This is a genomic window from Acidocella facilis ATCC 35904, from assembly GCF_000687875.1.
Classification (GTDB): Bacteria; Pseudomonadota; Alphaproteobacteria; order Acetobacterales; family Acetobacteraceae; genus Acidocella; species Acidocella facilis.
Window position 1 is genome coordinate 71,237 of sequence record NZ_JHYG01000008.1, and the last position, 18,324, is coordinate 89,560.

22 protein-coding genes are annotated in these 18,324 nt (G+C 63.1%); 17 read left to right on the plus strand and 5 right to left on the minus strand.

All coding sequences use genetic code 11. From position 1 onward, the window contains the following. Position 1 precedes the first annotated feature (1 nt). The 4 genes from T331_RS0111915 to T331_RS0111930 all read left to right on the plus strand — a co-directional run bounded on the left by T331_RS0111915 (position 2) and on the right by T331_RS0111930 (position 2,425). A complete protein-coding gene (locus T331_RS0111915) occupies positions 2-478 on the plus strand; it encodes a discoidin/SUN/FTP domain-containing protein (RefSeq protein WP_026440168.1) in 477 nt (158 codons plus the stop codon). Positions 479-490: 12 nt separating this feature from the next. Then, a complete protein-coding gene (locus tag T331_RS0111920; protein WP_026440169.1) occupies positions 491-778 on the plus strand; it encodes a hypothetical protein in 288 nt (95 codons plus the stop codon). Continuing rightward, a complete protein-coding gene (locus T331_RS0111925) occupies positions 775-1,533 on the plus strand; it encodes an HK97 family phage prohead protease (RefSeq protein WP_026440170.1) in 759 nt (252 codons plus the stop codon). Before T331_RS0111920 ends, T331_RS0111925 begins: the two co-directional genes overlap by 4 nt. A 154-nt stretch (positions 1,534-1,687) precedes the next feature. Continuing rightward, a complete protein-coding gene (locus T331_RS0111930; protein WP_026440171.1) occupies positions 1,688-2,425 on the plus strand; it encodes a hypothetical protein in 738 nt (245 codons plus the stop codon). Here T331_RS0111930 and T331_RS0111935 read toward each other — a convergent pair. Then, the gene (locus T331_RS0111935; RefSeq protein WP_026440172.1) at positions 2,422-2,655 is read right to left on the minus strand and encodes a helix-turn-helix transcriptional regulator; all 234 of its coding nucleotides are present in this window, start codon (positions 2,653-2,655) and stop codon (positions 2,422-2,424) included. The two genes, T331_RS0111930 and T331_RS0111935, sit on opposite strands and share 4 nt — an antisense overlap. 252 nt (positions 2,656-2,907) lie before the next feature. Here T331_RS0111935 and T331_RS0111940 point away from each other — a divergent pair, with 252 nt between their 5' ends. The 7 genes from T331_RS0111940 to T331_RS19515 all read left to right on the plus strand — a co-directional run bounded on the left by T331_RS0111940 (position 2,908) and on the right by T331_RS19515 (position 7,519). Continuing rightward, on the plus strand, positions 2,908-3,162 hold the full coding sequence (locus tag T331_RS0111940) for a hypothetical protein (protein ID WP_026440173.1): 255 nt from the start codon (positions 2,908-2,910) through the stop codon (positions 3,160-3,162). Between the two features lie 79 nt (positions 3,163-3,241). Continuing rightward, on the plus strand, positions 3,242-3,415 hold the full coding sequence (locus tag T331_RS19985; protein WP_155992707.1) for a hypothetical protein: 174 nt from the start codon (positions 3,242-3,244) through the stop codon (positions 3,413-3,415). Between the two features lie 11 nt (positions 3,416-3,426). Continuing rightward, on the plus strand, positions 3,427-5,994 hold the full coding sequence (locus tag T331_RS0111945; protein WP_026440174.1) for a phage tail tape measure protein: 2,568 nt from the start codon (positions 3,427-3,429) through the stop codon (positions 5,992-5,994). After that, a complete protein-coding gene (locus T331_RS0111950; RefSeq protein ID WP_026440175.1) occupies positions 5,994-6,314 on the plus strand; it encodes a hypothetical protein in 321 nt (106 codons plus the stop codon). Before T331_RS0111945 ends, T331_RS0111950 begins: the two co-directional genes overlap by 1 nt. Beyond that, positions 6,311-6,589 carry a hypothetical protein gene (locus T331_RS0111955; protein WP_026440176.1) on the plus strand — a complete coding sequence of 93 codons (279 nt, stop codon included), beginning with the start codon at positions 6,311-6,313 and terminating at the stop codon, positions 6,587-6,589. Before T331_RS0111950 ends, T331_RS0111955 begins: the two co-directional genes overlap by 4 nt. Beyond that, positions 6,573-7,121 (plus strand): hypothetical protein, encoded by a 549-nt coding sequence (locus T331_RS0111960; protein WP_026440177.1) that lies wholly within the window; start codon positions 6,573-6,575, stop codon positions 7,119-7,121. Before T331_RS0111955 ends, T331_RS0111960 begins: the two co-directional genes overlap by 17 nt. Before the next feature lie 77 nt (positions 7,122-7,198). Continuing rightward, complete coding sequence (locus T331_RS19515) at positions 7,199-7,519, plus strand: DUF4236 domain-containing protein (RefSeq protein WP_081822242.1); 321 nt, start codon at positions 7,199-7,201, stop codon at positions 7,517-7,519. Between the two features lie 225 nt (positions 7,520-7,744). On the opposite strand, the gene T331_RS0111970 is transcribed toward T331_RS19515, so the two are convergent. Beyond that, positions 7,745-8,461 (minus strand): hypothetical protein, encoded by a 717-nt coding sequence (locus tag T331_RS0111970; RefSeq protein ID WP_155992708.1) that lies wholly within the window; start codon positions 8,459-8,461, stop codon positions 7,745-7,747. 110 nt (positions 8,462-8,571) lie between these two features. On the opposite strand from T331_RS0111970, the gene T331_RS0111975 reads away from it, so the two are divergent. After that, positions 8,572-9,504 carry a glycosyltransferase family 2 protein gene (locus T331_RS0111975; RefSeq protein WP_026440179.1) on the plus strand — a complete coding sequence of 311 codons (933 nt, stop codon included), beginning with the start codon at positions 8,572-8,574 and terminating at the stop codon, positions 9,502-9,504. Here T331_RS0111975 and T331_RS0111980 read toward each other — a convergent pair whose 3' ends face one another. Together T331_RS0111980 and pdxR are read right to left on the minus strand one after the other, a co-directional pair. Then, positions 9,505-10,482, minus strand: coding sequence for a cation diffusion facilitator family transporter (locus T331_RS0111980; RefSeq protein WP_026440180.1), 978 nt, complete (start codon positions 10,480-10,482; stop codon positions 9,505-9,507). Between the two features lie 63 nt (positions 10,483-10,545). Next, entirely contained in the window at positions 10,546-11,979 is a 1,434-nt protein-coding gene (gene pdxR / locus T331_RS0111985; RefSeq protein ID WP_026440181.1) for a MocR-like pyridoxine biosynthesis transcription factor PdxR, read from the minus strand. A 58-nt stretch (positions 11,980-12,037) separates the two neighbouring features. On the opposite strand from pdxR, the gene T331_RS0111990 reads away from it, so the two are divergent. Continuing rightward, on the plus strand, positions 12,038-12,691 hold the full coding sequence (locus tag T331_RS0111990) for a pyridoxamine 5'-phosphate oxidase family protein (RefSeq protein ID WP_026440182.1): 654 nt from the start codon (positions 12,038-12,040) through the stop codon (positions 12,689-12,691). 136 nt (positions 12,692-12,827) lie between these two features. Here T331_RS0111990 and T331_RS0111995 read toward each other — a convergent pair whose 3' ends face one another. Next, on the minus strand, positions 12,828-13,589 hold the full coding sequence (locus tag T331_RS0111995) for an SDR family NAD(P)-dependent oxidoreductase (RefSeq protein WP_026440183.1): 762 nt from the start codon (positions 13,587-13,589) through the stop codon (positions 12,828-12,830). 99 nt (positions 13,590-13,688) lie between these two features. Here T331_RS0111995 and T331_RS0112000 point away from each other — a divergent pair, with 99 nt between their 5' ends. The 4 genes from T331_RS0112000 (at position 13,689) to T331_RS18235 (ending at position 18,221) form a co-directional block, all read left to right on the plus strand. After that, the gene (locus T331_RS0112000) at positions 13,689-14,588 is read left to right on the plus strand and encodes a LysR family transcriptional regulator (protein WP_026440184.1); all 900 of its coding nucleotides are present in this window, start codon (positions 13,689-13,691) and stop codon (positions 14,586-14,588) included. A 102-nt stretch (positions 14,589-14,690) separates the two neighbouring features. Further along, a complete protein-coding gene (locus T331_RS0112005) occupies positions 14,691-16,085 on the plus strand; it encodes an MFS transporter (RefSeq protein ID WP_026440185.1) in 1,395 nt (464 codons plus the stop codon). Then, positions 16,082-16,780, plus strand: coding sequence for a response regulator transcription factor (locus T331_RS0112010; RefSeq protein WP_026440186.1), 699 nt, complete (start codon positions 16,082-16,084; stop codon positions 16,778-16,780). Before T331_RS0112005 ends, T331_RS0112010 begins: the two co-directional genes overlap by 4 nt. Next, positions 16,764-18,221 (plus strand): sensor histidine kinase, encoded by a 1,458-nt coding sequence (locus T331_RS18235; RefSeq protein ID WP_081822235.1) that lies wholly within the window; start codon positions 16,764-16,766, stop codon positions 18,219-18,221. Before T331_RS0112010 ends, T331_RS18235 begins: the two co-directional genes overlap by 17 nt. The last annotated feature ends 103 nt before the right edge of the window (positions 18,222-18,324 follow it).

Genomic DNA, 18,324 nt, shown 5'->3' on the forward strand with positions numbered 1-18,324 from the left:
CATGGCAGACGTCATTACGCAGCACGATATCGGGGGCTACGGCACCCTGCGTACGCTCTCGGCGATTTCGTCCGCCGTCGCTGGCGGGGCTGGCAACGGCGCGGAGGTCTCGGGCATCGTTTTTGACCGCCTGGTGTTCGGCGTCTCCGGGCTGCCGGATAGTTTGGTCACCGGGATCGTATTTGCATCGACGCTTTCCGCGGGCGACACGCTCGGCATCGCCTACGAGATCCAGACCAGCCCGGATGGCTCGACCTGGACGCCGCTGGCTTCGGCCAACTCGGCGGTGGTTGCTACCGGGCCGACTGGCGGCGGTGCCGTGAGCGGGCAGTTGAATGTGCCGCTCGATCTGACCGGCTCGGCGCGTTATCTGCAGGTCAAATACACGCCGACGCTCAGCGCTGCTTCGACCGATACGGCCGAAACCGTCGCCGTCGGCTTCTTTGCCGGCTTCCCGGCTCTGCCAGCGCCGCTCTGAAGGGAAAAGCGCATGTCAGACACACGCGGGGGCGTCGTTTCGGTAACGACAATTGCCCGGAAAGCCGACGGTACGGCTGTCACGATTGAACTCGGCTTTTTGCTCCCAGTTGGCGACGCAATTGAGCAGGTCACGCTATTGGAGTCCATCAATCTCACCCTGCCCGGCAACGCGCTGCAGCCCCTCGCGGAGTCGACCGGCCCTCACCCGCAACCCAATGGTCCTTATCCGGCCGGCGCAGTCTTGACGCTGTGGTCTTACATTGCCGGCGCGCTTCGCTCGGCGGGGGTGGTGGCATGATTACAAAATTCCTTTCGAACGCCGAGACGCAACAGCTCGGCCCCCGGCAGGTGCGCGTCATCGCCAGCACGCAAAGTGTGGATCGTGCCGGAGATATAGTGGTGCAAGCCGGCATAGATCTGGGCGACTTCCTCGCAAACCCGATCATCCTTTACCAGCACGATCCCAATACTCCGGTAGGCCGCGCGAGCGACGTTCAGCTTACCGCCGCCGGCCTGGCTATGACGATCAACTTTGCCGACGCCGGAGTGTCCGCGAAAGCCGACGAGGTGTGCGGCCTCGTTAAGTCAGGAATCTTGCGGGGAATTTCTATTGGCTTCGCCCCGCTTGTCGCAGAGCCAATCGACAAAAAGAAGCCGAGCGCGGGCCAGCGCTACACTCAATCAGCGCTCATGGAGGTTTCCGTTGTTTCGATACCGGCCAACACGGATGCGGCAGTCGTGGCGCGCGCGGCCGGAGTGTCGAAGCTGGGGGCACGGATTTCGGCTGAGACGGCGGCCGCGCTGCGGCAGGCCAACGAACATCACGCCGCCGGGTCTTCGATCATCGACGGCTTGCTGGCGGGTGGCGAGCAAACAGCTGGCGCGTCGTCGCAGGCTGAGCGGATGGCTACGGTTGAGAGGTTGAGGGGTCACGACTTCGCAACCCGCAAGGCAAAATTTGCAGAACTTCGGGCCGGGAATGGCACGTCTGATACACTTTCTCGAGAATCGCGTCCGGCCGCTTTTGAGAAATTGCGGGCAAAAAATCCATAGGGGCCTGGGTTCAACCATGAAACCAGTAACTCCAAAGCTCGGGCTGGTCCGTCAGCGGCCCGAAGACGGGGCGGCGCCACCGGCCATCGCCGTCCCTCGCGCGGGCAGGGAGCTGCCTAACCCCTGCCCGCGCCAAACTCAGGCGTGGTGACTGATGGCCAAGAGCATGACATGTTTTGATGACTCCCGCGTTATCGCGCTCTCGGATTTGGCCTATCGCGTTCTTCACCGCCTCGTTTTACGCCTTGAAAAAGAAGGCGCAGCGAAGTTTTTCGACGATGCCGAAGGCGTTGCGGCTAGGTGCGGCCTACGGCTCAGCCAGCTTCACGCCGCGATTGCAGAGCTGGACGAGGCGGGTCTGATTGTGGTCGATACTCAAAGTTTGGCCGTCCCGGCTCTAGATAAAAAGGCCGCTAGGGCCAGGACGGCGCGCGAAAATGGGGCCAAGGGCGGCCGGCCGCGCCGGAATGTCCGCCCTCAGCTCGAGGTGATCGAAGGTGGTAGGTGCGATGAGGCGGAAATGAAAGGCGATGACGATATAGATAAAGCGTGGCGCCACATTGTGCCGCTCGCGGCCAAGTGGGCTGGACTTGCAAGTCCAGTAGGGTCGCCCGTTGTCCGTGAGTGGTTGGTTGCTGGTGCCGACCAGGCGATGATAAAATCGGTGATCTGCGAGAAGACGTCATCGAGCGTATATTCGCTAAAGTTTTTCGATACCGCCATGAAACGCGCCCTTAAAGAGAAAAACAAACCCCAAAAGCCGCTATGGGAGAAAAAATACGACGAGGATTATCGCTTGTTCGAGTTAACCGGACGGGGTGAACCGCCGAGGGTGGCGGATTACCGTGCCCGCTATGGCGATGGTGCGAACGGCGTTCGCGGCACCGGCTAAGGGTCTCGAAGCCTTACGCCCTCGCCATGCCTGTCAGGCTCAATGAACAGGCAGCCGGCGTTTTCGAGGCAGCAGCGAAGGGCCTGCTGCGTTCGGTCGTAGGGATCGCGTTGGCCGGCCTCAAAAGCGGCGATTGTCCGTTTTGCCACCTTGGCGAGCTGCGCGAGCTCGTCCTGGCTCATTGCCAGCAAGGCGCGGGCAGCTCGGAGCTGGGCGGGAGATAGCGTCAAAAAAGCAACCTTGCATTAAAGGTGTTAACTTGGTACGAGAGCCAAGATTACACCAAAAACGCAACCTAGTGAAAGGCAAAAATATGCCAACCCATAATCATGAACAGTTGATCGATTACCTGGCTTGCGGATGCACCAGGAAGGCCGAAATTCTACGGCGCTTCGCGAATATAAAGCCTGCCGGGGACGTTCTTGCCGATGTGAATTCAGAGGCAATCAATAGCTTTTCGAAATATATTGATCTCATCGGCATTGATCGAGCGGCGGCGATGGTGGGTTCAGCATCTGGGGGGAGCAAAAATGCTTGATGGGTCGAACGATAAATTCGAGGAAGCGGATATGCTTTTGACCAAAATTGGCAGTTTCGCGCAGGCACTTATGTTCATGTCGCAAGCTAGCACCACAGACTCGCCGGAATTTCCTCCTGCCGTTGAAGCATTAGCCGAAGCCCAGATTGAGTTGCTCGACGCAGTTCAATCTCTTCTTACCGACATCAAACGCGTATAATCTGCTAATTTACTTTTGGCCTCGGCACGATGAACGCCAAAAGTAGTGCGATTCATTCGGCCAAACGATACAACCATACATGCGTGAAACTCTGACCGACGAAGAGCTGTGCACCCTTCGCGAAATTGCGGAAAACTATCGCACTGGTCGCGAAGTCTGGAAAGTGTTTGTGAAGCTGGGAATAGCGGTTTCGGCGATTTCGGGGTTTTGCGCATCCATCGCCTTGATATGGCAAACAGTTCACGGCCGCTGAAGGGATAGCACATGGCTGACAATTCACTTGAAGTAAAAATCACTGCCGATGTCACATCTCTGCAGGCGAAGTCCGCGATCGCCAAGGCCGAGCTGACGGAAATCAACGCCGCCGTGAAAAGCCTTGCGGGGCAATTCGTCGGCGCCAGTGACGAGATGAAGGCAAGCCTGGCGCCGCAGCTGGACGCGGCGGCGAAGCTGGCGGCTGCCACCCGAATGGAGCTCGCCGCGCTGAACGCGGAAATGCGGAAGCCGCCAGAGGGAGAAGTTACCTTTTTTGGGCGCCTTATGGAAGGCATGGAGGGCACGACGCAGCGCGTCGAAGGCTTGACCGAAAAATTCCAGACGTTCTCGAAGCTCACCACCGCTGTCTCCGAATTCGTGATGGCTGGCCTAGCGGTGGAAAAAGTGGCCGATGCGTTCAAAGAGGTCGCCGAGCTGGGCGAGCAGCTGAATCAGCTCTCGATGAAGACCGGCATCTCGGTTTCGGCGCTTTCCGGCCTGCGCGTGGTGGCAATCCAGACGGGAACCGATCTTACCACCTTTACTGCCGGCACCGATCGCTTGGCCCGCAGCATGCAGCAGGCGGTCTCGACGCCAACCTCAGTCGCGGCGGCGGCGTTCCGCGAAATGGGCGTGTCCGTCACCGATGCGTCGGGCAATCTCCGGCCGATGCAGGACGTGCTGGAGCAGGTGTCGAAGAAGCTGGCGGATTATCAGGATGGCACGGCCAAAACCGCCTTGGTGATGGACGTGTTTGGCCGCTCCGGCAGCACTTTAATCCCAATGCTCAATGAGCTCGGTGAACAGGGGTTTGACGGAGCGACTGAGAAAGCCAAGCAGCTTGGCGTAGCAATGGATCAAACCAGCGCTGCGGCGGATGAGCAGTTCAACTCGTCAATCAAAACCTCCGGCCTGGTGCTCGAGGGGCTGCGCGATACCGTGGTTCAGGCGGTCATTCCGGGCCTGACCGTGCTTGAACATGCGTTCACGACGACGTCGCAGGGCAGCAGCACGCTGAACGCGGCGGAGGTCACTCTCGCCGATACGTTCAAGGGTGGCATAGAGGTATTCACGGCAGTTGTGACGGGAATTGGTGAAATTACAGATATGGCAGTGCTGCTCGGCAGAGAGTTGGGCGACGTTGCCACTATTTCGGTTGCGGTAATGGAGGCTTTGTCCGGAAATTTCGGCACGGCCGAACGGATGATGAAAATTGCGTCTACCAGCATGGTTACAGACTGGCAGACGGCATTCAAAAAGATGAGTGATGCTGAGAAAACGTTCGACGATACTCATAATGCGCTTTGGAACCACGGCGGTGATAACAAACCAGACTCCGATGGTGGCACTATGGCCGGACTTGGTTCGCACCAGGGAGTAGGAAAGGAACAAGCTCCCGTTATTGATAAAGCGGCGCTCGACGCCGGCAAGGTTAAAACGGCGAAGAAAGTAGCTGACCAGGAAGTTCAGATCGCGCAGGACGCCGCGAACGCGCAGCGCCAGATCCAGCAGAGCCTCTATAGCGCGCAGGTCTCGGAATGGAACGCGGAAGTATCTCAGGGCAAGATGACAAAGGCCCAAGAGATCCAGGACGAGATCGCCGCTCAGCAACAGATCTACCAGACCAATCTGGCGGAGAAGGAAAAGGAAGCGAATCTCGCGCACCTGTCCGCCGCGCAGAAGGAAAAGGCTCTGGATGATGTGAAGGTCTATGAGGCCGAGCATGTTGCTGAAATGGCCCGCTTGGAGGCCGAGCTCGTGCAGCAACAGCAGGAGGATGCAAAGAAGATCGCCGATGCACAAAAACAAGCTGCGGACAAAACCAAGCAGGCTTGGCAGCTGGCGTTTCAGCCCATAACTCAGGCGTTCGATACCTCGATCAACGGCATCCTGCAGGGTACGCAGACGCTTCAAAGTGCCGAAGCTAAGGCGGCGCAGAGCATTACGCTCGCCTTCATTGATGCCGCCGCGAAGAAGGTCGTAACCGCTCTCGAGGCTGACACGCAGATCCTCGCGCATGGCGTGGCGACAGAGCTGGGGCTGACGGCGGCGACCCAGGCCGGTGAGGCTGAGCGACTCTCTGCCAAGGTTGCCGGCGATGCCCAGGGGCGCGCTGTTTCTCTATCGACTGCGATCGCGCAAATGAACAAATATGCCGCAACTGCCGCTGGCGGCGCGTTCTCTGCGGTCGCGGGGGTGCCGATCATTGGCCCGATCCTGGCGCCAGCGGCCGCCGCTGCCGCCTATACTGGCGTTATGGCCTATGAGGTAATGTCCGCCGAAGGCGGTACAGTTATCCCGGCCGGCGTTAACCCACTCATGCAGCTGCACGAAAAGGAAGTGGTGCTGCCCGCCCATATCGCCCAGCCCTTGCTGGGCATGGTGAATAACGGGATGGACGACCAGGGCGGCGGCGATAGCTACCAGCTCAACTTTCATAACACGGTGCATTCAGCCGGGGGTAACGGCGGAGTGTCCGTGGAAGACGTGTTCGCGGCCATGAATGCCGGCGTGCGGTCTGGCCTTCATTCAAGCGGCAAATATCCCGCGCTGGCGCGGGCTTTCAGGAGGGGTTGATGGACGAAGCACAAATTCGAGCGGCGCAGCATTTTCAAACTGGCCGAAACACGGGGATCTGTGACGCTATCGCGCTGGTCATCACCAGTCTTGCGGCCGCGACAAGCGTTGAATTCGCGCAATGGGAAAAAATACTCAGAAACTCCGCCGCCGCCTATGACAAATCCCCGGCTGATCCACATTTCATTGCTGCCCGACGGGATATTCTCAACGCGATCGCCGACGCGATGAAAGGCCATAACCTCGCCGAATTCCGGACCGCCTGCGAGGCGGCAAACTCTGTTCCCAAGCTGCGCCTCGTACCGGATGCCGACACATGATGCAGCCGGTGAACGGGGAGCATGCGAGTCGGTCAGGTTTCAATTCTGGAATCGTTGACCTGGCCATCTTGAACATCGAAATGATGGCCGTCGCGTTGGGAATCGAGCCCGCCGTGATTGCTGGCTTTATTCTGGACAAGGCCGTGGAGATCGACAAATCCGAGGCCGCTTCACTGGTAAAGGCGGCTCGGATGTTGCCGCTGCAAATCGCGGTGAAGCATTTTGAGGCTGCCAGCCTGGAGGGATTGAGGAGCTGGTATGGCAACGCTGGCTGACCTGGACGAAGCCAAGCGCATCCAGGCGGAACGGCAACGGATAGAGCGTGATCGGGTTCAGCTCGAGCTGCGCGCCAATGCAACGCCGGAGACCTTGCGGCACAAAAGCGCTAATGTAGTCGACACGCTCTTCATCGACGGACGGATCACCGGCGAGCAGCGCCGCGCTGCCCATGAGATCGCCACCGTGTTCCAGGTGATAACCTCGGCCAGCGGTGTGCGGCTTATGTCGTGGCAACAGCGTGCCAGGGGAAACGAGACTTCCACGGATGCCATGGTCAGGGTCATCGGAGCGTATCGGCGGTATTCGGCGTGGCGTGGCGATGCATCCGCCACGCGGCAAATCCGGACGACCGGCGTTGTAGCCGACCTTATCTTTGATCTGGTCGTTTCAAATCTTGGCCTTCATCAAGCCGCGCGCGCCTGGGGGATGGATCAGCGGCGGGTGCTGGCCTTGGTGCGCGAGGCGCTATACCGCTATGCCGAGATGTCGGATTGGTTTGAAACCAAGCCCGGCGCGCCGCAAGAGTAAAAAGAACGGCTTTCGGGCCGTTTTTTGTTACTCGTCCGTTTTTTCGTGATACGGTTGTTCAACCACAGGAGGGCATGATGGGGTTTCGGTTTCGGCGCCGCATTCGCGTGGCAAAGGGTTTATACCTGAACGTCTCAAAAAGTGGCACAAGCCTTTCTGTTGGAGGGCGCGGCGCGACGGTAAATTTCGGCAAGCATGGAACGCGCACTACCGTAGGTCTGCCGGGAACTGGCATTTCATACTCCACCACCAGCCACGCGGTGGCCGAACAAGATGCCGGCCGGGTTGCGCCCAAATCTTCCGGCGGGAAATGGGTGCGCTGGGTGCTGGCGGGTATTTTTTTCGCAACCGCCGCCATGGCGATCACCGCCTCGTTCACGCAACATGCCGTCAAATAGGATTTGGCGGCGTATGGTTTTTTATATGGTTTTTTGAAATTTGTTCAAAATTTCGTAGATATTTAGTCGATATATTCATCCCTGTCTGTCCGCCACTCCTCCCTGTAATGCGTTGTTTTTCTCAAAAAAAATCAGCCGCCTTGCGGCGACTCACCAATCGATTCCCCAAAAATACCAAGCCTCAAACAAGGCATCCGGCCAGTTTTAAGTGTCGATGACACGACGTCACAGCTGCTGCGTAACATCCCGTAAAAACAGCTTATTCCCATTGCGCCAATAGCGCTGTGTATAGAACGACCATGGCCGCCCAAGATCGTGCAGGCCAAACGTTGTCGATTTCAGAGCAAACTCGCCATCAATATCAAGCATATAATCGCGCGGCTGGATGATGTTGATCTGGGAACTGCCCAATTTCGACCATAAGGAATTTCTTTGGGTCAGGCGCTGTTGCTCACGCGCCTGATCCAGACTCAACCCTGCTTCGTTCAGCTTCCCGCCGTGCCGCCCTTCATTCGCATGCGCGACCCTGCAACCGCCCCCTGTCTGCGTCCCGATTCCAAAGGAGCATCCATCCATGGTCGCGGTGAACATATAGCGTGCGCCGTTGCCGAGGTTGCAACTCAACGTCTCATTCTGGTTGTAGGGACACCAATAGGCAAAAAAGCCTTGATCCTGCGGATGCGTGGTACTGAACTTGGTCAGAATATAGACAGGCAAATCGCGCCCTGTCTGTTTGCCCTGGGCACCGCCCAGCACGAGGCACATCTGGTGTATCCGGCCCGATGCCTGATCCGTCCCAATCGCTGCATGGTGGGGGACGATGATATTATCGCGCATGAATTGAGATGGATTGGCCATGAAATCGCGCGACCCGTATTGTGGCGGCATCTTTTTCTCCATATCGGCAAATCGAAAATAGAACTGTCCATCTACCGTTGCCAAGCAAATATTACGACGCCGTGATAGCGGCCTGGTTCCACGCTTTGCGGCGGAATGCTCTGGCCAGGCCAATCGCTGGACAAGCCCTTACCAACCGCGCACAACTCCAGCACATGCCCGCCCTCATCTCCCTCGTCGTACCCTGCTACAACGAAAGCGAGGCCATCGCCCCGTTCGCGGCCACGATCATCCCTTTGCTGGAGGCCATCCCGGAGACGCAATGGGAGATCATCTGCGTCGATGACGGCAGCAAGGACGACACGCTGGCCCAGCTCATCGCCCTGTCCCAGCGCGACCCTCGCGTCCGCGTCATCGAACTCTCCCGCAATTTCGGCAAGGAAGCGGCGATGACCGCGGGGCTGGATGCGGCACGCGGCGATGCCGTGATCCCCTTCGATGCCGACATGCAGGACCCGCCGGAGCTGATCCCCGAAATGCTCGCCGCCTGGCGGGCCGGCGCCGAGGTGGTGCTGGCCAGGCGCGTCGACCGCTCGACCGACAGCGCGATGAAGCGCCAGACCGCCTTGGCCTTCTACAAGCTCCACAACGCCCTCTCCCACACCAAAATCCCCGAGAATGTCGGGGATTTCCGGCTGATGGACCGCGTCGTCGTCGAGGCGCTGAAAACCCTGCCCGAGCGCCAGCGTTTCATGAAAGGGCTGTTCGCCTGGGTCGGGTTTCGCACCGTCACCATCGACTATGTCCGCCGCCCCCGCAGCGCCGGGCAGAGCAAATTCTCCGGCTTCAAATTATGGAATTTCGCGCTGGAGGGCTTCACCAGCTTCTCCACCGCGCCGTTGAAAATCTGGACCTATCTCGGCATCGCCGGGGCGCTGCTGGCGCTGCTCTATGGGGTGCTGATCCTGCTGCGCACCCTGCTGCTGGGCAATCCGGTGCCGGGCTACGCCTCCTTGTTCGTGGCAATCACCTTCTTTGGCTCGGTGCAGCTGATCTCGATCGGGCTGCTCGGCGAATATATCGGCCGCATCTATATGGAGGCCAAGCAGCGCCCCACCTACATCATCCGCAAACGCCACGGGGATTGATCAGACGCTCTCCCCCAGCCGCAGCGCGCAGCCCTCGGCGACCGCCAGGCTCTCGATCTGGATGGTGACATGGCCGATGCCAAAGCGCGCCTTCGCCTCCTGGGCGATGCGCGCCAGCAGCGCCTCCTCATTGCCACCCTCCTCGCGGACCAGATGCGCGGTCAGCGCAACATCCGTCGTGCTCAGCCCCCAGATATGCAAATCGTGCAGCGCCGCGATATCGGGTAGGCCGCGCAGATAAGCCTCCACCGCATGGTGATCGACGGAGGCGGGCACGGCATCGAGCGAGAGATTCACCGAATCGCGCAGCAGCGACCAGGTGGCGATGACGATGACAGCACTGACCGCGAGGCTGACCACCGGGTCCACCCAGGCCCAGCCGGTGAACAGAATCACCACACCCGCCGCCACCGTGCCCGCCGCCACCAGCGCGTCGCCCAGCATATGCAGGAAGGCGCCGCGGACATTGAGATCCCCCTTGCGCCCGGCCATGAACAGCAAGGCGGTGCCGCCATTGATGAGAATCCCCGACGCCGCGACGATGATGATCACCATCCCGGCCGGCTGCTGCGGGGCGAACAGCCGCAGCACCGCCTCCCAGGCGATGGCGCCGGTGACCACGAGCAGCAGCACGGCATTGCCCAGCGCGGTGAGGATGGAAGAGCGGCGCAGCCCGTACGTATAGCGCGCCGAGGGCTGGCGCTTCGCCAGCCAGGTCGCCGCCCAGGCGCCGGCCAGCCCCAGCACGTCCGAGAGATTATGCCCGGCATCGGCGAGCAGCGCCATCGAATGGCCGGCGACACCATAGACCGCCTCGCCGATCACATAAGCCAGGTTCAGGGCGAGGCCGATGGCGAAGGCGCGGCCGAAATCAGCCGGGGCGTGGCTGTGCCCGGCATGGCCATGGCCCGCATGATCGTGGCCGGCATGGTCGTGGCCGTGCTCATGCTTATGGTCGTGATCGTCATGGTCATGCATCACGCGCGCTCCGCTAAAGATTTCTTCTGATCTAACGCAAAGCCTTTCCCACCGGAACCTGCCTCACCCCAGCCCGGCAAGGCACGCCCCCAGCCGTAACGCCGCCGCGCGCAAATCCTCCGGCTCAAACCCGGCAAAGCCCAGCAGCAGCCCCTGCTCCGGGGGCGCCTCGTGGAAATATTGCGAGAGCGAGACCACCGCCAGCCCGGCCTCGCGCGCCGCCGCCTCCACCGCCCGGTCCGACAGCCCAGCCAGACGCGGCCCGAAGCGGACGATGAAATGCATGCCCGAAGGCTCGATCGCCGGCACCAGCCAATCCGGCACCAAAGGCGCCAGCGCCTCGCGCAACGCGCTCTGGCGCTGGGCGTAGAGCCGGCGCATGCGGCGCAGATGGGTGGCGAATTCGCCGCTTTGCATGAAGCGCGCCAAGGCTGGCTGCGGCACCAGCGAGGCCTGGGTGCCGGCCCGGCCGATGACCTCATGCAGCCGCGCCAGAAACGGCGCGGGCACCAGCATGTAGCCGAGCCGGATGCCCGGCGAGAGCAGTTTGGAAAAACTGCCGATATAGAGCGTGCGCGCGCCGCGATCGAGGCTGGCCAGCGCCGGCAGCGGCTGGCCGGTGAAGCGGAATTCGCTGTCATAATCATCCTCGATCACCAGCGCCCCGGCGCGCTGCGCCCAGTCCAGCAGCGCCAGCCGCCGTGCCGCGGGCAGCGTCATCCCCAGCGGATATTGCCGCGAGGGCGTCACCACCACACCGGCCGCATCCGGACGCAGCAAAGCCGGGTTCAGCCCTTGCGCATCCACCGGCACGGCCACGCAACGCAGCCCCGCCGCCGCCAGCCGGGCGCGCACCGGGGCGTGGCCGGGTTCCTCCACATGCACGATGCTACCCGGCGCCAGCAGCCGCCCGGCCAGCCCCAGCGCCTCGGTGGCGCCGGAGGTGACGATGATCTGCCCGGCCGAACAGAAAATGCCGCGCCAGGCGCCGAGATGCGCGGCGATGGCCTCGCGCAAAGGCGGCCAGCCGAACCGGTCCGGCACGCCCAGCAGGCCCGCTTCCGGCTGGCGCCAGGCGGCCTCCAGATGCCGCGCCCAGGCGGCGTGCGGAAACTGGCGCATATCCGGCTGGCCGGGATGAAAGGGCAGCACCGGGCGCGCGCCGAACGCGGCCGGGCCATCCCCCGCCTGCGCCAGCGGCGGGGCCAGATGCGGCAAATCCCGCGCCACGAACAGCCCGGCCCCCTGGCGGCCTTGCAGATAGCCCTCGGCGGTGAGCTGGTCCAAGGCGGTGAGCACGGTGGCACGGGAGATGGACAGCTCCTGCGCCAGCTTGCGGCTGGGCGGCAGCCGCGCCCCCGGCGGCGCCCCGGCCAGAATCAGCCGCCGCAGCGCCTCGGCCAGCTGCACATGCAACGCCTCCCCGCCGCGCGCCAGGGTCAGGCCGAGCAAGGCGGCATCAAAATTGGCCTGGCCTTGAATGGTTGAATTGGTCATTTCAAACAGACCAATATCGCGCCACTCTGCCCCTCATCAAGTCCCATCAGAGAGCATCATGACCGAAGACCTTCTGCAAACCGACCGTACCCGCCTGCGCCGTTCGCATCAGCGCGGCTCTTTCGACCGCGCTGTGGTGAACGCGATCCTGGACGCGCAACCAATGTGCAGCGTCGGCTATGTGATCGACGGCAAGCCCTACGTGACCCCCACCCTGCAATGGCGCGAGGGCGATCACGTCTATTGGCACGCCTCCTCCGCCAGCCGCGCCCTGCGCGCCGCCACCGGGCATGAGGTGTGCCTGACCGTGGCGATTCTGGATGGCTATGTGATGGCGCGCTCGGGCTTTCATCACTCGGTGAATTCGCGCTCGGTGATGCTATTCGGCACCGCGCATCTGGTACCCGATGAGGAAAAGCAAGCCAAACTCAGCGCGTTTATCGATGGGCTATGGCCCGGCCGGGCCGCGACGCTGCGCCCGAACAGCGCGCAGGAGCTCAAGGCAACCTCGATCCTGGCGCTGAAGATCGAGGAAGGCAGTGCGAAAATCCGCACTGGCGGGCCGAAGGATGATGAGGAGGATTATGCGCTGCCGATCTGGGCGGGGGTGATTCCGGTGACGACCCAGATCGGCACGCCGATCGACGATGAGCGGCTGACCGCGGGGATCGAACCGCCGGCGCATCTCACGGCGATGGCGCGGAGATTTTAAAAGTTTTTTGGTGCCGCTTTTTTTCAAAAAAGCGGCGAAAACGTCTGGGGTGGTGACGACGGCGTTGCCAACACCCCAGACGTTTAGTGGCCCTTTTTGAAAAAAGGGCCACACCCCAAAAACTTTTGCAAATTTTTTACAGCACCATCCCGCCGGAAATCTCAATCCGCTGCCCATTCACCCAGCGAGTCTCCTCCCCCAGCAGCGCCGCCACCGCCGGGCCGATATCCTCCGGCTCACCCACCCGCCCCAAAGCGGCATAAGACGCCACGCGCTGGTTCATCTCCGGATTATCCCGCACCACACCGCCATTGAAATCCGTGGCAATCGCCCCCGGCGCCACCGTGTTCGCGGTAATGCCCCGCGCCCCCAGCTCCACCGCCAGATAGCGCGTCAGCACCTCCACCCCGCCCTTCATCGCCGCGTAGGCGGAAGCGCCCGGGAAGCTGAACCGCGCCAGCCCGGAGGAAATATTGACGATACGGCCACCATCTTCCAGCAACGGCAGCAGCGTCTGCGTCAAAAAGAACACCCCCTTCAGATGCACATTGAAGAGTTTATCAAAGGCCTCCTCACTGGTTTGCGCGAACGGCGCATGATGGCCAAAGCCGGCATTATTCACCAGATGGTCGAAGCGCTCCCGCCCCCACACCTCCCGCAGCGCCTGCCGCACCGCCACCGCAAACCCCGCGAAACTTTTCACATCCCCGGCATCGAGCGGCAAAAACACCGCCTTGCCGCCCTTGGCCTCGATCGCGTCCTTCACCTCATCGGCCTGCGCCTTGTTGCTGTGATAGGTGCCGATCACATCTTCCCCACGCTCTGCCAGCGCCAGCGCCATGCTGCGCCCCAGCCCGCGGCTGGCCCCTGTGATCAAGGCGATTTTCCGTGTGCTCATCTCAAACACTCCTGTGGTTTTCAGCAAGACTGAGATGCGCCTTTCCGCCCCGCAAATAATCGGGCAAAATCCGGCAACATCATCCGGGGATCGCGAAGAATGGACAGATTCGACCATATGCGTATCTTCGTGCGGATCATGGAGCGCGGCAGCTTCGTGCGCGCCGCCGAGGATCTCTCCCTGCCCGCCTCCACCGTCACCGACGCGCTGAAGCAGCTGGAAGCCCGCCTGGGCACCCGGCTGCTCCAGCGCACCACCCGCCAGGTCCGCGCCACCCCGGATGGCGAGGCCTATTATCGGCGCTGCCTTTCCATCCTCGCCGATATCGAGGACGCCGAAAGCGCCTTCAGCAGCGCCAAGCCGCGCGGCTTTCTGCATGTCGAGGCGCAGGGCACCCAGGTGCGCCGGATCATCCTGCCTGCCCTGCCCGCCTTCCTGGACCGCTACCCGGATCTGGAACTCTATGTCAGCGAGGGCGACCGTTTTGTGGACTTAATCCGCGAAGGGGTGGATTGCGCCCTGCGCGCCGGCCAGCCGACCGAGAGCGATCTGATCGCCCGCCGCCTGGCGCTGATGCCGGAAGGCACCTTCGCCTCCCCGGCCTATCTCGCCCGCCACGGCACGCCGCCAAGCTGGGACCAGCTCGCCGGGCATAAAATGGTCGGCTTCCGCTCCTCGGCCACCGGCGGGGTGCTGCCGCTGGAATTTCGCGTCGGCAAGGCGGTGAAAACCGTCTCCCTTCCCTGCGTGCTCTCGGTCAACGGCGCGGAGAGCTACAAGGAAGCCGCTTTGCAAGGGCTGGGGCTGATCCAGGTGCCGCATTACGGGGTGGAGGCGGAGCTGCGCGACGGCCGGCTGGTGGAGGTTCTGGCGAATACCCCGCCCACGCCGCTCCCGCTCTACGTGCTCTATCCGCGCAACCGCCAGCTCTCGCTGCGGGTGCGGGTGTTCATTGACTGGGTGGCCGGCGAATATGCCCGGCATCTGCCGGCAAGCTGACAGGCCCCGCCACCCCAGCTATAGACGTTTGAAAATGCCGAGGAGCGCTTCCGTCTTGCCGATGCAGACCCAGTCCCGCACGCCAGACCGGTCCCCGCCCGCATGAGCGCGCAGGAGGCCGCGCGCATCGCCGCCCGGCTGGACCGGCTGCCGCTCTGCGAGGCGATCTGGCATCCGGTGCTCTATATCTCGCTGGGCGGCGTGTTCGAGTTCTACAGCGTCTTCCTCACCGCCTATATCGCGCCGCGCATGGTCGATGCCGGGCTGTTCACCCCGGCCAGCCTCGGCCCCTTCGCGGCGCTGCGCGACATCGCGGTCTCGGGCGCTGGCACCTTCGTCTTCTGCACCTTCGCCGGGCTCTGGGCCGGGGCGGTGCTGGGCGCGCCGCTGGTCGATTATTGCGGCCGCAAGCGCGTGTTTTTCTGGTCGCTGCTCTGGTACAGCGCCTGCACCGCGATCATGGCCTGTCAGCAGAGCGGTGCGGCGCTCAATCTCTGGCGCTTCATCGCCGGCATCGGCTTCGGGGCCGAGCTGGTGGCGATGGATACCTATATCGCCGAGCTGATCCCCGGCTTCGCCCGCGGCCGCGCCTTCGCGCTCAACCAGACCATCACCTTCACCATCGTCCCCTTCGCCGCGCTGCTCGCCTGGCTGACGCCAACGCAGATCCTGCCCGCTCTGCCGGGCTGGCGGCTGGTGATGCTGGTGGGCGCGGCGGGGGCGCTGGTCGCCTGGCCGCTCTGGCGGCTGCTGCCGGAGAGCCCGCGCTGGCTGGCGCTGAAAGGCCGCACGGCGCAGGCCGAGGCGGTGATGCAGGAGCTGGAAACCGCCGCCCAGCGCGCCGCCCCGCTGCCCGCCCCCGCCATTCCCCAGCCCGAGGCCGAGGGTCGCGGCACGCTCTGGGAGATGTTCACCCCGCGCTATATCGAGCGCACGCTGATGCTGAGCCTGTTCAACATCGCCCAGGTGGTCGGCTTCTACGGCTTCGCCGCCTGGGTGCCGGCATTGCTGATCGCGCGCGGCATCACCATCGTCGATAGTTTCGAATATTCCTTCATCATCGCGCTGGCCAACCCGTTCGGCCCGGCTTTGGGGCTAATGCTGGCGGACCGGCTGGAGCGGCGCACCCAGATCGTGCTCGGGCTCGGGCTGATGGCGCTGTTCATGGCCGCCTTTTCCATCGCCCGGGCGCCGTTCCTGCTGATCCTGATCGGGGTGCTGTTCACCCTGGCGGCCAATCTGATGTCCTATGCCTATCATGGCTATCAGGCGGAGCTTTACCCCACGCGCATACGCGGCCGCGCCATCGGCTTCACCTATGGCTGGAGCCGGATGGCCGCCGCCTTCGCCGGGCTGGCGGTGGGGTATTTCCTCTATGCTGGCGGGGTGCCGGCGGTGGCTCTGTTCATCGGCGTCGCCATGCTGGTCGGCATGGTGATGATCACCGTCTTCGGGCCGGACAGCGCGGGCTTGCCGCTGGAGGAGATCAACCATTGAGCCCGCGCCCCGCCCGGCTGCTGATCGTCGAGGATGACGAGGAGATGCGCGCCGATCTGGAAACCGCCCTGCGTACCGAGGGCTATGCGGTGGAGAGTGCGGCCGATGGCAGGCAGGGGCTGGAGCGCGCCGCCACTGGCGGCTTCGACGCGCTGGTGCTCGACCGCATGCTGCCGCATCTGGACGGCATCGCCATCATCACCGGGCTGCGCGCCATGGGCATCGCCACCCCGGCTTTGTTCCTCACCGCGCTGAGCCGGGTGGATGAGCGCGTCGAGGGGCTGCGCGCCGGCGGCGATGATTATCTGGTCAAACCCTTCGCCATCGCCGAACTCACCGCCCGGCTGGAGGTGCTGCTGCGCCGCCGCGCGGCCCAGGCCAAGCAGTCGCTGCTGCGGGTCGGCACGCTCGAACTCAACCGGCTCACCCAGAAGGCCAGCCGGGACGGCAAGACCATCCTGCTGAAACCCCGCGAATTCCGGCTGCTGGAATATCTGATGCTGAATGCCGGCAAGGTGGTCACCCGCGCGATGCTGCTGGAAGCGGTGTGGGACTTCCATTTCGAACCCCAGACCCTGGTGGTGGAATCCCATATCAGCCGCGTGCGCGCCAAGATCGACCAGGGCTTTCCCACCGAGATGATCCAGACCGTACGCGGCCTCGGCTACCGGCTCGCGGATGAGTCGCAGGATTAAACGCGCCCGGCTGGTGCGCATGGCGAGCTTCCGCCTCGCCGTGCTCGGCACGCTGCTCTCCACTTTGGCGGCCATGCTGGCCTTCGCGCTGATCTATAACGCCACCGCCAGCGCCGCCCGCCACAATCTGGCGCCGGCCCTCACCCAGGCCCGCGCCGCGCTGCTGGCCCAGGCCGCCAGCGCGGACGCGCGGACGGAACAAAATGGCAGCGCGGACGCGCTGACGGAAAACGATGGCAGCGCGGACGCGCTGACGGAAAACGATGGCAGCGCGGACGCGCTGACGGAAAACGATGGCAGCGCGGACGCGCTGCAAGGCCCCGTAACCCGGGCGGCCCAGGCGCCGGGCACGTTATTCTACGCCCTGTTCGCGCCGGATGGCCGCGAGCTGGCCGGCAATCTGCCCCTGCGCGCGGCGGCGCCCGGCTGGCGGGTGCTCAACCGCTGGGCCGGGGACCAGCTGCCGGACGGCATGCAGGAAATCATCGGCCTGGAGACGGCGCTGGCACAAGGCGGAAGCCTCTTCATCGGCGCCGACGCCTCCGCCCTCGCCGCCCTCAACCGGCGCATCGCCTATATCTTCGCCAGCGTCTTCGGCATCGCGCTCGGGCTCGGGCTGCTGATCAGCCTGGTCATCGCCTTGTTCAGCCTGCAACGCGTGCAGGCGATCAGCCGCACCAGCCGCGAGATCATCGCCGGCGACCTCTCCCGCCGGGTCAAGCTCTACGGCCATGACGACGAGCTGGACGTGCTGACCGCGGAGGTGAACACCATGCTCGCCACGGTGGAAGGGCTGGTGCTGAATGCCCGCCACGTCACCAACGCCATCGCGCATGATCTACGCTCGCCGCTGGCCCGGCTGCGCAACTTCCTGAAAACCGCGCCGCCGGACGCCGCCGCCCTGGCCGAGGCCACGGCACGGACCGAGGAGATACTGAAACTCTTCGCCGCCATGCTGCAGATTGCCGAGGTGGAAGCCGGCGCGGTGCGCGGGCGCTTCACGCTGGTCGATCTCACCGCCCTCTGCCTGGGCCTGGCCGAAACCTATGAGAATGTGGCCGAGGATCTCGGCCAGGATTTCCGCGCCGAGATCGCCCCTGGCCTGGCGCTGCGCGGCGATGCCAAGCTGCTCGCCCAGATGCTGGTCAACGGCATCGAAAACGCGCTGCGCCATTGCCCGCCCGGCACCGCCATCCGCTTCCGCGCCCAGCCGCAAGGCGGCTGGATCGAAATCACCATCAGCGATCGCGGCCCCGGCATCCCGGCCGCCTTGCGCGAGGCCGCCTTCGGCCCCTTCGTGCGGCTAGCCCCGCAGACGCCGGGCACCGGGCTGGGACTCAGCCTGGTGCGGGCGGTGGCGCGGCTGCATGAGGGCGAGGCGGCGCTGCTGGACCATGAACCCGGCCTGATCCTGCGGCTGCGCCTGCCGGCGCCATTCTAGAGCCCAGAATAAAAATTGTTCTCCATCAAAAGCGCACAGAGCGCAAAACGGTCATGTCATTGGGATTGCTTAAATTAACCTGCCGTAATATGTCTCATTCTCT